The sequence below is a fragment of the Thalassospira lucentensis MCCC 1A00383 = DSM 14000 genome (assembly GCF_000421265.1).
GTDB classification, from domain to species: Bacteria; Pseudomonadota; Alphaproteobacteria; order Rhodospirillales; family Thalassospiraceae; genus Thalassospira; species Thalassospira lucentensis.
Map to the genome: position 1 here is coordinate 179,202 of NZ_ATWN01000011.1, position 13,570 is coordinate 192,771.

A 13,570-nucleotide genomic window follows, 5' to 3' on the forward strand; every position below is an offset into this window, starting at 1 on the left:
AACCTCGGCATTCACGGAGTGGTTTCTAGGGTCAGTGTGGCATCTTCCACGCGGAAAAATTGCGCACGACCGTCCAAACCTTCAAACAGCGCCCGGTCCGTACCTGTCATCCAGGCTTGGACGCCAAGCGCCACGATTTCATCAAACAGGTGTTTGCGACGTTCTGCATCCAGATGCGCAACCACCTCGTCAAGCAACAGCAGCGGGCCAGCCCCGCGTGCTTTTGTCTGCAAGCGGGTATTGGCCATGATGATTGCCAACAACAACGCTTTTTGTTCCCCGGTGGAACATTGATCTGCGGACTGGCCCTTTGCATCGTGCCACACCAAAAGATCACTGCGTTGCGGGCCAACAATCGCCCCGCCATAGGCACCATCACGTGACCGTCCGTCGCGCAATGCCGCCCGCATTTTATCTTCGACCTCAACCGCCGGAAGATTTTCCAGCCAGTTTTCAAGATCACCTGCCAGCGCCATGCGCGCAGCGGGAAACGGTCCAACCGCCATGGTCCCCGCCCGGCTTAAGCGCGCCAGAAGGTCGGCTCTGGCGACGGCAACCGCGATCCCGTGGCGCACCATCGAGTCTTCGATAGAGGCCAGCCATTTATCGTCGCCCTTGCCTTCCTTAAGCAGTTTTGCGCGACTGCGCAGGCTATGCTCATAGGCGGCAACCCGGCTGCTGTGTTCCGGATCAAGGCCATAGACCAGCCGATCCAGAAACCGCCGCCGCGCGGATGGTCCGTCCAGAAACAAACGATCCATTTGCGGCGTTAACCACACAGCGGCACAGACCCGCCCCAAGGATGCCTGACCGCGTTTTGTTTCGCCGTCAATGCGGACCGCCCGACGTTCGCGTCCCTGTGCAAGGGCTGCCGGATCCAGACCACTTCCGACCTGAAAGGCACCATCTGGCGTTTCCAGATCGGCCGAGACGGCCCAAGCGCGGGTTTCACCATCCGGATTTGCGGGAAAGTTCCGCGCAATTTCACCCAGTTTGGCGCGGCGTAAACCGCCGCCTGGCGACAACAGCGACACCGCCTCAAGCAAGTTGGTCTTGCCCGCCCCATTTGGTCCCGTCAACACAACCGACGTGCTGTTTAACGATAGCCGCAAGCTTTCGTAACAGCGAAATTCGCTCAGCTGGATGCGGGAAACTGCGAGACGGTTTGTCATCGACGCACCGTCTCTTGGCATGAGGTTATTGGCAAGAACAGCCACTGTGTTGTGCGCTTACCGTCAAACACGCATCGGCATAAGAACATACAATGCCGAAAGGTCATCGGTATCGCGAAGGATGGTCGGCGACGATCCGTCCGACATCAGAAGGTTGAGCGTATCGCCCTTGACCTGTTTTGCGATGTCGAGCAAATAGCGCGAGTTAAAGCCGATTTCAATGTCCTCGGCGTCATAATTGATTTCAAGTTCCTCGGACGCAGTTCCGTGTTCCGGGCTTGATGCCGAAAGGGTCAGGGTCGTGCCCGAAAGGACAACTTTAACCGCGCGCGATTTTTCAATCGAAATCGCCGAAACACGGTCAACCGCATCGGCAAAGCCTTTGCACTCGATATCAAGCGTTTTGTCATTGCCCGATGGAATGACGCGCTCGTAATCGGGGAAGGTCCCATCGATCAGTTTAGAGGTCAAAATCGCCTTACCGAAACCAAAACGGATTTTGGTATCAGACATGGCGATATCAACTGCCTCGCCGGTTTCATCAATCAGTTTACGCAATTCCCCAATGGTTTTGCGTGGAACGATGACACCGGGCATGTTTTCCGCCCCATCAGGAAGCGGTGCCTCGACACGCGCCAGACGGTGGCCATCGGTCGCAACCGCGCGCAGGATTTTGGTGCCTTCGGCGTCGGTGGCGTGGAAATAAATCCCGTTGAGGTAATAGCGGGTTTCTTCGGTCGAGATCGCAAATTCCGCACGATCAATCAGGCCGCGCAGTTCCGCAGCAGCCAGACCAAAGCTGACCGGCAGATCGCCACCCGACATGACCGGGAAGTCATCGACCGGCAGCACGGCGAGATTAAACTTCGACCGACCGGCCGACAGGGTCAAACGACCTGCGCCCGGCTCAAGCGAGATTTGCACTTGCGAGCCTTCCGGCAGCTTGCGGACGATTTCATACAGGGTATGTGCGGGCGTGGTCGTCGCGCCAGCTTCGGCAACTTCCGCGATCGTTGTTTCAACGACCTCAAGGTCCATATCCGTGGCGGTCAGGGAAAGCTGGTCGTTCTCTGCCCGCAGCAAAATATTGGACAGAATCGGAATGGTGTTGCGGCGTTCGACCACACTTTGAACATGGGTCAGCGATTTCAACAGAGCCGCGCGTTCGATGGTCAGCTTCATGCCCGTCCTATCCGTCTGTCAGTATTGGTTTAACAACTTGATTTTTAATAGGTTTTCTCACCTGACCCCCACCCTTACGGGTGAGGAAGAGGCATTATAACATGCATGTCGGGAAATCGAAGGATTTTTACGGCCTAAACCCAAGCAAATAAAAGGAGTCGACACCCCAAAAAACACCCAAAACGCGCAAACCAGCGCATACCGCGCGACTCCCGGTTTTCCGCATATAATTCAGGCCGGAAAACCCACTGAATTCATTGCATAAAACCCAACAAAAAGGCCGCCTGTTTTTGGCGGCCTTGATGAAAAATATCAATCAGCGATCACCCTTCGAGCATCCGCCGCAAAAGATCGATGTCTTCTGACAATGACGGATCAGTGGTGTGCAGTTCTTCGATCTTGCGCACCGCATGCATGACGGTCGTGTGATCGCGCCCGCCAAACTTGCGTCCGATTTCGGGCAGTGAATGGGTTGTCAGCTGCTTGGACAGATACATTGCCACCTGACGCGGGCGCGCAACCGCACGGGCACGGCGGGCCGAATGCATGTCCGATACCTTAATGTTGAACTGTTCGGCGACGCGCTTCTGGATTTCCTCGATGGAAACCCGGCGCTCGGACGCGCGCAGGACGTCATGCAGGATATCCTGCACCATCTCAAGGCTGATCTCACGACCGACAAGCTGGGAATGGGCAATCACGCGGTTAAGTGCGCCTTCAAGCTCACGGACGTTGGCCGTAATTTTATGGGCCAGAAATTCCATGACGCGCTGGGGCAGCTCAACCGCCTGACGTTCCGCCTTGGATTCGAGAATGCCCAGACGCAGCTCATAAGTGGTGGCATGGATATCGGCCACAAGTCCCGATCCAAGACGCGAGCGCAGGCGCTCTTCGATATCTTCAAGATCAGATGGTGACTTGTCGGCAGACACAATGATCTGACGCCCTTGATCAACCAGCGCATTGAAGGTGTGGAAGAATTCTTCCTGGGTCGAGTCCTTGCCCGAGATGAACTGAACATCATCAACCATCAGAACATCGACCGAGCGGAACTGGTCTTTGAAATCGACGGTATTTTTGTCACGCAACGCGCGGATAAAGCGATACATGAACTTTTCAGCCGACAGGTAGATCACCGTGCGGTGCGGCTGTGTCCGGCGGATATGCCAGGCAATCGCATGCATCAGGTGGGTTTTACCAAGACCAACCCCACCATACAAAAACAGCGGGTTGAACGGTACAGACTCGGCCTCGGCCAAGCGGCGCGCCGCGGCATAGGCAAACTCATTTGGCTTGCCGATGACGAAATTATCAAAGGTGTAGCGCGGATCAAGGGCTGCTGAAATGCCATCATCTGACATGCTGGCAATTGCCGTGCGGCCATTTGACTTTTGCGAATGGGCGGGCTGCTGCGCGGTATTGGCCGCACTGCTGGCCCGGGAATTTTGCGAGTCGCGATAAGACGTATTTTGTGCGGGACGGGTTTCGGTCGCATCAGATGTGCGACGCGCGCCCGCAGCCCCGGCATTGGCCACAGAAACAATGTTGATTTCGATGAAATGAACATTGGGGTCTTCGGCGTGCCAGAAGGCCTGAATACGGTCCAGATAGTGCTGTGTCACCCAATCACGCATGGCACGAGTCGGCGCGCCCAACCGGGCCACACCGGCTTCAACACCGATCAGGGCAACAGGCTCAAGCCAATAGCGATACGCCGTTGCGCCAAATTCGGCGCGCAGCTTTTCACGAATGACTTGCCATGTTGCTACCGCATGATCGTCTGGTGCTGCCTGCTGCTCACCCGACATCCCCCCACTGGTCTGTCCGAGAGCTGATTGCGTTCCCCTTGCGGCGTGCTGCACTGTTAGAACCTTTCCCCGCTATCCCAATTTCAACACCAACAAGACTGCAAAAGACAAAACAGTACTGCACCGCGTTCATCACGTTTGTGATCAACACGCTGGTCTTCCGCACTATCCTGGAAGCGTACTCGCGCCTTTTGTTTTTTGGTTCTTCGTCACGGACCGCTTTGCGCGGCCTGCGAAGTCGCAACACTGTACTGATGCGACCCACATCAGGCAAGGCGATCTTTAACAGAACGTTAAAAGGATTTCGGGACCAAAACGGTCCTTGATTCCTGCGGTTTTTTGCGCAAGCGGAATCATGGAACAAAAGGTGATTCACCGAAATCCGGGCAGCGAAAAGGCCGCACCAGAGGTGCGGCCTTCGACTCGCCATCCCGTAAGGGATAAATTAAAGCGCTTTAATGCGTGCAGTCAGACGCGAAACCTTGCGAGCAGCGGTGTTCTTATGCAGAACGCCAAGCTGTGCGCCACGCGCCATTTCCGGCTCAGCGATTTGCATCGCAGCCAGAGCAGCATCTTTGTCGCCAACGTTCAGCGCAGCTTCGACCTTCTTAACGTAGGTACGAATACGGCCGATACGTGCACCGTTAACGGTGGCACGGGCGGCGTTGCGGCGAATGCGCTTCTTGGCCGATTTATGGTGAGCCATTGCGAACCTGTCTCTTCAAACAAATGTTACGTAATTCGGAGCGCGGCTTATAGCGCCGGGCGCCCCCCTCGTCAACCCCCGATACCGTCCTAGCGCCTCATTTTCTGCGGCTTAGGAGTCTTTGGGGCTGCAATACAGATATGCAGCCGTGGAATCAGGGGTCAACTTATAACGATCCCGGCACAATCAACGGTGCTTGAAATCAGCTTTTCTCTTTTCCACAAAGGCTTTCATGCCTTCTGCACGATCTTCAAGCGCGAAGGTCGAATGGAACTCACGCCGTTCGAACATCAGCCCTTCGGTCAGAGTCATTTCATAGGCCTTGTTGACCGATTCCTTGACCTTCATCGATATCGGCCCCGAGAAGGAGGCGATTTTTTCGGCCAATTGCATGGCTTCATCCATCAGCGAGTCGGCCGGAACGATTCGCGCCACCAGTCCAGCACGCTCGGCTTCCTCGGCATCCATCATCCGACCGGTCAGGCACATTTCCATGGCCTTGGCTTTGCCAACCGCACGTGTCAGACGCTGCGTCCCGCCCGCACCGGGAATGGTGCCAATGGTGATTTCCGGCTGACCGAACTTTGCGGTATCGGCCGCCAGCATGATGTCGCACATCATGGCCATTTCGCAGCCACCGCCCAGCGCGAATCCGGCAACGGCCGCAATGGTCGGCTTGCGACAGCTTGCGACACGGGTCCAGCCTTTGGTGATGAAGTCGTTTTTATAGACATCCATATAGTCGTAATCAGCCATTTCCTTAATGTCGGCCCCGGCGGCAAAGGCGCGGTCCGATCCGGTAATGACGATGGCACGGATGTCGTCATCGGATTCGAAATCATCAAGTGCAGCCCCAAGATCATCGATCAGTGCCGCACACAGCGCATTCAGCGCCTTGGGACGGTTGAGGGTGATCAGCCCTACATTGCCCTTTTTCTCCGCGATGATGTTTTCGTATGTCATGCCTTAAGATCCTTTTGTCGCAATCAAGGCCCGCATTTTTCGGGGCCGATTCGCTTGAAGCCATATTTTGATACTGTTTTACCGATTTTAACGGCAGACCGCAACCGGACGTCTGTATGGATGGGTATATTTCAGGTGGCTCCACAAAGAAACCAGTACACCCTGTCCCCACTTGCCAAAGCGGGCACACACAGGGCAGAACGATGCGTCGCCTGCGAGGATGTTATCGCTGACAGGTCGGGCAGAAGAATGTTGAACGCCCGGCCTGCACCATGCGTTCGATGGTGCTGTCACATTCCGGCGCGTTGCAACCATCGCCTTCGCGGCCATAAACCCGGAAATTATGCTGAAAATAGCCAAGCTCGCCATTGGCCTGACGATGATCCTTCAGACTTGATCCGCCCGCAAGAATAGCATCTTCAAGCACAAGTCTGATTTCACGGTACAGACGGTCGATTTCCGCAAGCTTGAGGTCCTTTGCCAAACGGTTCGGCGCAATGCCCGACCGGAACAAGGCTTCGCAGACATATATATTGCCGAGCCCCGCCACCAGCTTCTGATCCAGCAACACGGTTTTGATCGGGCTGGCGCGCTTGGCGATCCCGGCCGCCAAGACCGCCGAGTTAAACGCATTACCAAGCGGTTCAGGCCCAATGCCCGCCAGCATTTTGTGACTGGTCACCTCATCAGCGGCAATCAGGGTAATCACCCCAAAGCGCCTTGGATCGGTAAAGCGTACGACCGCACCACCTTGCATAACGAAATCAACATGATCGTGTTTTTCAGGTGCAGGCACTGCAACAGTCCGGTCATCATGGATCGTCATGCGTCCGGACATGCCCAGATGGATCAGTAAAACCTGCCCGTCATCAAGATAACCCAGAATATATTTCGCCCGACGGGTCAGCTGATCCACCTTGCGCCCGGCCATCCGGTCGACGAAGTTTTCCGGGAAAGGGAACCGCAGATTGGGCCGACGTTGCACCACATGGTCAATAACATGGCCTTCCATCACGGGGGTCAGGCCACGGGTAACTGTTTCGACCTCTGGCAATTCGGGCATATCTGGCACTCTTGTTAATGAAAGCGTCCCACGTTTTAGACCAAATCGATGCGCAAAATAAGGATCAATTTCAATTGCGCGGCGGGGGACCATTCGGTCCGGGTGGTGGTCCATTCCCCGGTCCGGGACCTTGTCCGCCATCCGGTCCACCTTTGCCGGTTGATGCCGGGCCTTTGCGTGACTGGGCCGGGCCTTCATATGGGGAAAAGGTCGAGATTCCCGCGGCGTCAAACCCAGTAGGGCATCCATGGGTGACGTAATCGTAATAGATCGCCCGCCCCCGAATGTTCGATTTCCGGTCTGCCTCAAAGAACAGGCCATAGCAGGCCTGATTGCAATGAAACAGCGCACCATTTTCAGCACCAATCCTGCGTGCTGTGCCATTGGTCAGCAGCAATTGTTCGCCGCGCAAAGTGCCGGTCATGACATGGCAAATATCGCCGCCATAGTGTTGTGTGCGCGTCGTCTTTATTTCGAAAGGAACCGGAAGACCGACAATATCCATACCCGTTCGATCCTTACGCGCGGTCCAACGGTCCTTGGCAAAGCCACGCGGCGTACCAGACAGGCAGTTCAACACATTCCAGTTTGGTTTGCTTTCGACATTATAGAAATACGATCCGCTATCGTCTTTCATGCCGCGACATGCATCCAAAAGCTGTTCAACCGAGTTCGCCGCATCAAACCAGCCAAGGGCTAGGATCGGGAAACCATCCATGGCATAGCCGACTGGCTTCTTATCGACATCTACCCATTCATTGCCCAGATCATCGATCAGGCATTTCGGCGCAATATGATAGTGATAATCATCCCCCCGCCCGGCATGACCGCCACAGGCGTCAAGTTCGCCTGCTTCAAAAGCGCTTGGCCGCTTGCCAGTTTGCTGATTGGCAGGCCCTTGCGTTGACGGATCAAAAATCGGAACCCCATTAACGGCAACCCCAACCGGACCGGCTTGGGTTGGACTCGGACTGGATGCCAAACGGGGATTAAGGATCACTTCAAAGTCGAAATCATGGGCCGCGGGGAATTGCTGATTGCTGGCGGTAATGCCTGTCATCACTGGGTGGGAGGGATCGGGCAGACCATTTGCCGAGAAACGAGCTTTGTCACGTTCGCAGACCAAATGCCATATTTCGTCGGTATAGCATTCTTCATCGCATTTACATGTCTTGATCTCATGCCCATCCACGCTAGGGATCGCCCACAAAATCAGCCCCATTGCAGCCAGTATATTCTTCATCAACCCACCCCAAAATCATGCCACCCGTTTGACACGGTAACATGAGGTTTATCGCATCGTCATCTTCGACTGGACGCCGCCGGACAAAACCATATGATTGCCGCACCCTTTAACCTGCAGGCACGGCCCATCCGATCCTCCTGCCAAAAATGTTTTGAAACCGGCTTTGCACCCACCTTTGCGGTTTCGTGATTTTCTGAAAGTCGCCCATGGAATTTGGTTTTGATCTTCTCGCGATCCTGTTCGCCGTCGCCACCCTTGCCGGGTTTGTCGATTCGATTGCTGGGGGTGGCGGGCTGATTACCATCCCCGCCCTGCTTTGGGCGGGGATATCGCCCGCACAGGCGCTGGCCACCAACAAACTGCAAGGAAGCTTTGGCAGCTTTTCCGCATCGTTTAGTTTCATTCGCAAAGGGCATGTTGATCCGCGCGACATGGTGCTGGCGATTGTACTGACCTTTACCGGATCGGCATTGGGGACGATCTTGGTTCAGATGCTTGATCCGGGCATACTGATGACGATCCTGCCGGGTCTCTTGATCCTGATTGCGCTTTATTTCCTGTTCTCCCCACGCGTCGGGGACATAGATGCGCACCAAATGATCAGCAAAGGTGCCTTTGCCTTTACCGCCGGATTTGGCATCGGATTTTACGACGGGTTCTTTGGGCCGGGTACGGGGTCGTTCTTTTCCATCGCCTTTGTCGCGTTGCTTGGTTTCAACATGACCAAGGCCACCGCGCACACCAAGGTCCTGAACTTCACATCGAACTTTGCGTCCCTTGTCATGTTCATTGCCGGGGGTGAAGTCGTTTGGGTTATTGGTCTGGTGATGGCGGTTGGTGCATTGATCGGCGCACAGATCGGATCGCACATGGTGATGAAGGTCGGCGCACGACTGGTGCGTCCGCTGCTTGTTGTCACCTCCATCGCGATTTCGATCAAACTGATCATTGATCAGTATGGCCCGACACTGAGCCAGACATGGGATCAGGTGTATCAGTGGATCGGATGATCCTTGGCACTGCCCCAATGAAAAACCCGTCAACCAACAGGCTGACGGGTTTTGTTTTAAATAATCTCGGTATCAGGCGCTTGCACCGCTTTCGACAAAGACTTCTTCGCGACGATCAAGCAGGTGGCTCCAGATGGCAAACATCAAGGCCAGCACAGCAATCACCGCACCAAGCCATGGGAGATGTTGATAGGAAACGCCGTGTGTGATCGCCAATCCGCCGAACCAAGCCCCGCCAGCATTGCCCAGATTAAAAGCACCCTGATTAAGGGTGGAGGCCAAATTAGGAGCATCAGAGGCTTCGCTTACCACGCGCATCTGAAGTGGGGAGACCAGCGCAAAGGCAACAATACCCCACACCATCACCGTGATAACAGCCGGAACGAAGGAGGTCAGGGTTTCGCTAAAGACAGCCAGAACACCAATCAGCATGACAAAGGCAATGATAATGGCCGGCATCAGACGCCAGTCACCCAAACGCCCGCCGACATAGTTGCCCACTGTCAGCCCCACCCCGAACAACAACAGGACGTAAGTCACTTGACGCGGAGCAAGGCCGGTAACTTCGTTTAACATCGGGGTGATATAGGTAAAGACACTGAACAAGCTGGCAGCCGACAAAACACTGATCAGCATGGCAAACAGGACTTGCGGCTTACCAAGCGATTTTGCCTCGGCCAGAAGACTGCCGGTTGAGGCGGCAATTTTGCGCGGCAGGGCAAAGTAAAGCGCAATGGCGGCAAACACGCCAATGCCAACAACCGCCCAAAAAGTCGACCGCCAGCCAAGTTCCTGACCCAGTGCGGTTCCAAACGGAACACCCAGCACGTTGGCAAGGGTTAAACCCGAAAACATCAGGGCGATGGCCTGTACGCGCTTTTGCGGTGATACAAGGTTTGATGCGACGACCGCGCCAAGGCCAAAGAAGGCCCCGTGGCAAAAGGCCGTGATCACGCGCGCGGCCATCAGCAACCAGTAATCTGGCGCGATCGCACACAGCAAATTACCAACGATAAAGATGCCAATCAACAGCAACAGCGCCCGGCGCCTGTCCATGCGTGCCGTTGCAATCGCCAGAAACGGCGCACCAAATGTCACACCCAGGGCATAGCCCGTCACCAGCAACCCGGCATCTGGAATGCTGACAGCAAGATCACGTGCGACGTCGGGTAGAAGTCCCATGATGACAAATTCGGTGGTCCCGATGCCAAAAGACGCAAGCGCAAGAATCGGGAAGTTCCCGAGCAAACCCCAACGGGCAGAAGCAGCAGCCATGTCTGAATATCCAGTGAAACGTGATGGCCCGAAGTGCTCATCGCGTTTTGTGCAAGTGCGAGATAGCCATCTTGCACGGTTTCTTGAAACGATTCAATTGTCTCTAATTACGCCCAATGTGACCATCGCGAAAATCGCATGGCGCTATGCAGCATAATCAGCAGGTCGTATGGGGTGGGGTGGGGTGGTGGGAGTCGTGGGAGTGGCGGCAATGGGTTAATTGCTTAAGGGACGATTGGTCCACCAGATCATCTGCTCATTAAAAAGGCCCGAATTGACATCGGGCCTTCTGCATTTGAGATTTGAGAGTTCTCAGGATACCTCGGCAACAATCCGACGTGCGGCATCAACCGGATCATCGGCCTTGGTGATCGGGCGGCCAATCACCAGCACGTCACTGCCCATGGCAACCGCATCGGCCGGGGTGACAACGCGCTTCTGATCGTTACTTGCGGCCCACGCCGGACGAATACCCGGTGTAATCAGCTTGAAGTCAGGGCCACAGGCCGCACGTACCGAAGTGATTTCACGTGCCGAACAGACAACCCCGTCCAGCCCGGATTTTTGAGTGAGTTCGGCCAGCTTGACGACACGTTCGTCAATCGGCCCTTTGAGCCCGACATCATCAAGATCGTGCTGATCCATACTGGTCAGGATTGTCACAGCAATTACCCATGGGGCATCCACACCGGCCTTGGCCGCTGTTTCACGCGCGGCTTCGCCAGCACGTTTCATCATCTCAATCCCGCCTGCGGCATGAACATTGACAATTTTAAGCCCCATCGGCGTTACCGCCCGAATGGCACCCGCCACCGTATTGGGGATGTCATGATATTTCACATCCAAAAAGATCGGCATGCCCACTTTGGCAACAGCCTGCACACCCTGTGGTCCATGGGCGGCAAAGAATTCCTTGCCGAGCTTTGCCCCGCCAATCACGCCCGAAAGCTTTGAGGCCAGATCAATCGCATGATCAAGATCGGTTGTATCAATGGCGCAAAAGATACGGTCTTTGGGGGAAATGCTCTGGGCCATGCTGGGTGTCCTCCTGCGGGGTTTGATGCGGGCGTTGGCCCACAATCATCAAACGGGACCAGACATGACTTAGCCGATTTAGCTCAAAAGGCCAATGTCAAATAGGACAACAGGGATGCATGGGGCCATGCCATGTGGCGCGGTCAGTAATGAAAAAGGGCCCCTGATGGAGCCCTTTGACTTTAGGATCTGAGACGATCTTAGCTGTGGCCAAGCGCCTTGTGGTCCGATTTTGGGTGATCGGCCTTTGGCGTTTCATCCTCAGCCTTGACCCGTTTAAGTTCGCTGTCCATGCGACGTACGGCACGACGATGTTTGCCATGCACAAGCCATTCATACGCCAGACCAATGCCCAGCCCGATCAACAAGGCAATCATGATCGGCAAGAACAGCGGCAATTCAAGTTCAAAGGGCAGTGGCCAAAGGGACAATGTCACAGCAGCCCGGTTCGATACGGCGAAAACCGCAATCAGAACCGCAATCGGGATGGCAATAATCCAGTAGAGGACGCGCATTACTTAAGCTCCTTGTGCCGGTCGATGTGCGTCATCTGCGTTTGAGTGCGCACATTCAAGACCAGCTGCAGGTCACGTTTGACAGTCAGACCGGTAGTATGGGGCAAGAACCAGACAAAAGCCATGCCCCCAACGGCACAGGTATCCCTGTGCTATGGTTGGGCAAGCCCATGACCAAAGTCACGTTCGTCGGTCACATGGAAAAATCAGTTCAAACGTTCGCGAAGCTGTTTACCCGTTTTGAAATAGGGCACTTTTTTCTCGCCAACCGGGACCGCGTCGCCGGTGCGCGGATTGCGCCCAACGCGTGCGTCGCGATGCTTGACGGAAAAGGCACCAAAACCGCGAAGCTCGACCCGGTCTCCGCGGGCAAGTGCGTCGGTGATTTCATCAAAGATCGTCGCAACAATCCGTTCGACATCTCGCTGATACAGATGCGGGTTCATTTCAGCAAGGCGGGCAATCAGTTCTGATTTCGTCATTTCCAGGCCCCATCCTGTTCGTTCTAACAGTCTCACTCAACCACGGATTAGATCATCCTATCAGGAAACTCTTATTGAGGTTGCCAGACCGTCAGCAAACCGTCAAGTTTAAGCCCCTCAGATGACAGCACTTTTCCGAGACTTCCCTCAAGAACCGTGGTCATCAGATCGTCTTCCGGGTACTCAATTTCAAGCGGCACAATCTCCGCTTCGGTCGTGACACCAGCTTTATCTTCAAGCCAGCGCACAGCTTCACGACGGCCACCGATTTCATCAATCAGTCCATTGGCAAGCGCTTGTTGTCCGGTATAGACACGCCCGTCAGCCAAGGTCTTTACGGTATCCATCGGCAGATCACGTCGTTCGGCCACCATCCCGACAAACACGTCAAACATGTCGGAAATCAGGCTCTGCATCGCCGTTCGTGCGGCATCGTCTGTTGGCTCAAACGGATTGGGCACGGCTTTGAGCGGACCACTTTTGACCGTCAGTGGCTCCACACCAAGCTTTTCCAGCGTTCCTGTAAAATTCATCGATTGGAAAATCACCCCAATCGAGCCCGTTACTGTTCCGCGACGTGCAACAATATGATCTGCAGCAATCGCTGTCATATAGCCACCTGATGCGGCAACGGTTCCCATCTCGGCAACGATGGGACGGGTTTCACCGATACGGCGCAGCGCCTCAAAAAGTGTTTCGCCCCCAACCATCGTTCCGCCGGGGCTGTTGATATGGACAATCACCCCGACAACGTCCGAGTCTTCTTCAACAGCGGCCAGCGCATCCAGAAGATACGGGTCTTCGGTAATCACACCTTCGATCGTGACCTCGACAATCCGGGGTCCAAGCGTGCCAAACACGCCCTTGTTCAGACCGGTTCCGGCCAGACCAATCAGGATTACGGCCAGCACCGCAATCGCGGCAACAACGCGCCAGCGAAACACCGATTTTTTCAGTCGACGTCGATCAAGAAGGATATCGGCATCGAGTGCCATGGACGGAGCCCCAGTTCTAATTGTTCAATCAATTACTTACGGGGAGTGCCCCGCAAAACCTGTCTTTTCAAATGGTTTTTCTCAGCACAGAAGGCAAGAACAAAAAGCGTTTAAAATC

The 13,570-nt window shown here is 55.0% G+C and carries 13 protein-coding genes; 1 reads left to right on the forward strand and 12 read right to left on the reverse strand.

The features are described 5' to 3' along the window. Positions 1-11 precede the first annotated feature (11 nt). The 7 genes from recF to K355_RS25215 all read right to left on the reverse strand — a co-directional run bounded on the left by recF (position 12) and on the right by K355_RS25215 (position 8,137). Entirely contained in the window at positions 12-1,172 is a 1,161-nt protein-coding gene (recF, locus tag K355_RS0120210; protein ID WP_022733983.1) for a DNA replication/repair protein RecF, read from the reverse strand. Positions 1,173-1,235: 63 nt separating this feature from the next. After that, complete coding sequence (dnaN, locus tag K355_RS0120215) at positions 1,236-2,354, reverse strand: DNA polymerase III subunit beta (protein WP_022733984.1); 1,119 nt, start codon at positions 2,352-2,354, stop codon at positions 1,236-1,238. Positions 2,355-2,677: 323 nt separating this feature from the next. Then, positions 2,678-4,216, reverse strand: a complete 1,539-nt coding sequence (dnaA, locus tag K355_RS0120220) for a chromosomal replication initiator protein DnaA (RefSeq protein WP_028791805.1) — start codon at positions 4,214-4,216, stop codon at positions 2,678-2,680. Between the two features lie 391 nt (positions 4,217-4,607). Further along, on the reverse strand, positions 4,608-4,868 hold the full coding sequence (gene rpsT, locus K355_RS0120225; protein WP_022733986.1) for a 30S ribosomal protein S20: 261 nt from the start codon (positions 4,866-4,868) through the stop codon (positions 4,608-4,610). A 186-nt stretch (positions 4,869-5,054) separates the two neighbouring features. Next, positions 5,055-5,831, reverse strand: a complete 777-nt coding sequence (locus tag K355_RS0120230) for an enoyl-CoA hydratase (protein ID WP_022733987.1) — start codon at positions 5,829-5,831, stop codon at positions 5,055-5,057. Positions 5,832-6,054: 223 nt separating this feature from the next. Beyond that, positions 6,055-6,894, reverse strand: a complete 840-nt coding sequence (gene mutM / locus K355_RS0120235; protein ID WP_028791806.1) for a bifunctional DNA-formamidopyrimidine glycosylase/DNA-(apurinic or apyrimidinic site) lyase — start codon at positions 6,892-6,894, stop codon at positions 6,055-6,057. A gap of 70 nt (positions 6,895-6,964) precedes the next feature. Next, entirely contained in the window at positions 6,965-8,137 is a 1,173-nt protein-coding gene (locus tag K355_RS25215; protein ID WP_081649572.1) for a YHYH protein, read from the reverse strand. A gap of 209 nt (positions 8,138-8,346) precedes the next feature. Between K355_RS25215 and K355_RS0120250 the strand changes: the two genes are divergently transcribed. Beyond that, a complete protein-coding gene (locus K355_RS0120250; protein ID WP_022733991.1) occupies positions 8,347-9,150 on the forward strand; it encodes a TSUP family transporter in 804 nt (267 codons plus the stop codon). A 72-nt stretch (positions 9,151-9,222) separates the two neighbouring features. Here the strand turns inward: K355_RS0120250 and K355_RS24560 are convergent, their stop codons facing one another. The 5 genes from K355_RS24560 to sppA form a co-directional block, all read right to left on the reverse strand. Further along, complete coding sequence (locus K355_RS24560) at positions 9,223-10,425, reverse strand: MFS transporter (RefSeq protein WP_022733992.1); 1,203 nt, start codon at positions 10,423-10,425, stop codon at positions 9,223-9,225. Positions 10,426-10,737: 312 nt separating this feature from the next. Continuing rightward, complete coding sequence (gene pyrF / locus K355_RS0120260; protein WP_022733994.1) at positions 10,738-11,460, reverse strand: orotidine-5'-phosphate decarboxylase; 723 nt, start codon at positions 11,458-11,460, stop codon at positions 10,738-10,740. Between the two features lie 200 nt (positions 11,461-11,660). After that, positions 11,661-11,975, reverse strand: coding sequence for a LapA family protein (locus K355_RS0120265; protein ID WP_022733995.1), 315 nt, complete (start codon positions 11,973-11,975; stop codon positions 11,661-11,663). 206 nt (positions 11,976-12,181) lie between these two features. Further along, positions 12,182-12,457, reverse strand: coding sequence for an integration host factor subunit beta (gene ihfB / locus K355_RS0120275; RefSeq protein ID WP_028791807.1), 276 nt, complete (start codon positions 12,455-12,457; stop codon positions 12,182-12,184). A 71-nt stretch (positions 12,458-12,528) separates the two neighbouring features. Further along, a complete protein-coding gene (gene sppA / locus K355_RS0120280; protein ID WP_022733998.1) occupies positions 12,529-13,452 on the reverse strand; it encodes a signal peptide peptidase SppA in 924 nt (307 codons plus the stop codon). Between the last annotated feature and the right edge of the window lie 118 nt (positions 13,453-13,570).

Excerpts from the sequence above, each read along its gene's own strand:
- pyrF (WP_022733994.1), bottom strand. The coding sequence starts at position 11,460 with ATGGCCCAGAGCATTTCCCCCAAAGACCGTATCTTTTGCGCCATTGAT.
- mutM (WP_028791806.1), bottom strand. The coding sequence starts at position 6,894 with ATGCCCGAATTGCCAGAGGTCGAAACAGTTACCCGTGGCCTGACCCCC.
- K355_RS0120230 (WP_022733987.1), bottom strand. The coding sequence starts at position 5,831 with ATGACATACGAAAACATCATCGCGGAGAAAAAGGGCAATGTAGGGCTG.
- recF (WP_022733983.1), bottom strand. The coding sequence starts at position 1,172 with ATGACAAACCGTCTCGCAGTTTCCCGCATCCAGCTGAGCGAATTTCGC.
- K355_RS0120265 (WP_022733995.1), bottom strand. The coding sequence starts at position 11,975 with ATGCGCGTCCTCTACTGGATTATTGCCATCCCGATTGCGGTTCTGATT.
- rpsT (WP_022733986.1), bottom strand. The coding sequence starts at position 4,868 with ATGGCTCACCATAAATCGGCCAAGAAGCGCATTCGCCGCAACGCCGCC.
- ihfB (WP_028791807.1), bottom strand. The coding sequence starts at position 12,457 with ATGACGAAATCAGAACTGATTGCCCGCCTTGCTGAAATGAACCCGCAT.
- K355_RS24560 (WP_022733992.1), bottom strand. The coding sequence starts at position 10,425 with ATGGCTGCTGCTTCTGCCCGTTGGGGTTTGCTCGGGAACTTCCCGATT.
- K355_RS25215 (WP_081649572.1), bottom strand. The coding sequence starts at position 8,137 with ATGAAGAATATACTGGCTGCAATGGGGCTGATTTTGTGGGCGATCCCT.
- K355_RS0120250 (WP_022733991.1), top strand. The coding sequence starts at position 8,347 with ATGGAATTTGGTTTTGATCTTCTCGCGATCCTGTTCGCCGTCGCCACC.
- sppA (WP_022733998.1), bottom strand. The coding sequence starts at position 13,452 with ATGGCACTCGATGCCGATATCCTTCTTGATCGACGTCGACTGAAAAAA.
- dnaN (WP_022733984.1), bottom strand. The coding sequence starts at position 2,354 with ATGAAGCTGACCATCGAACGCGCGGCTCTGTTGAAATCGCTGACCCAT.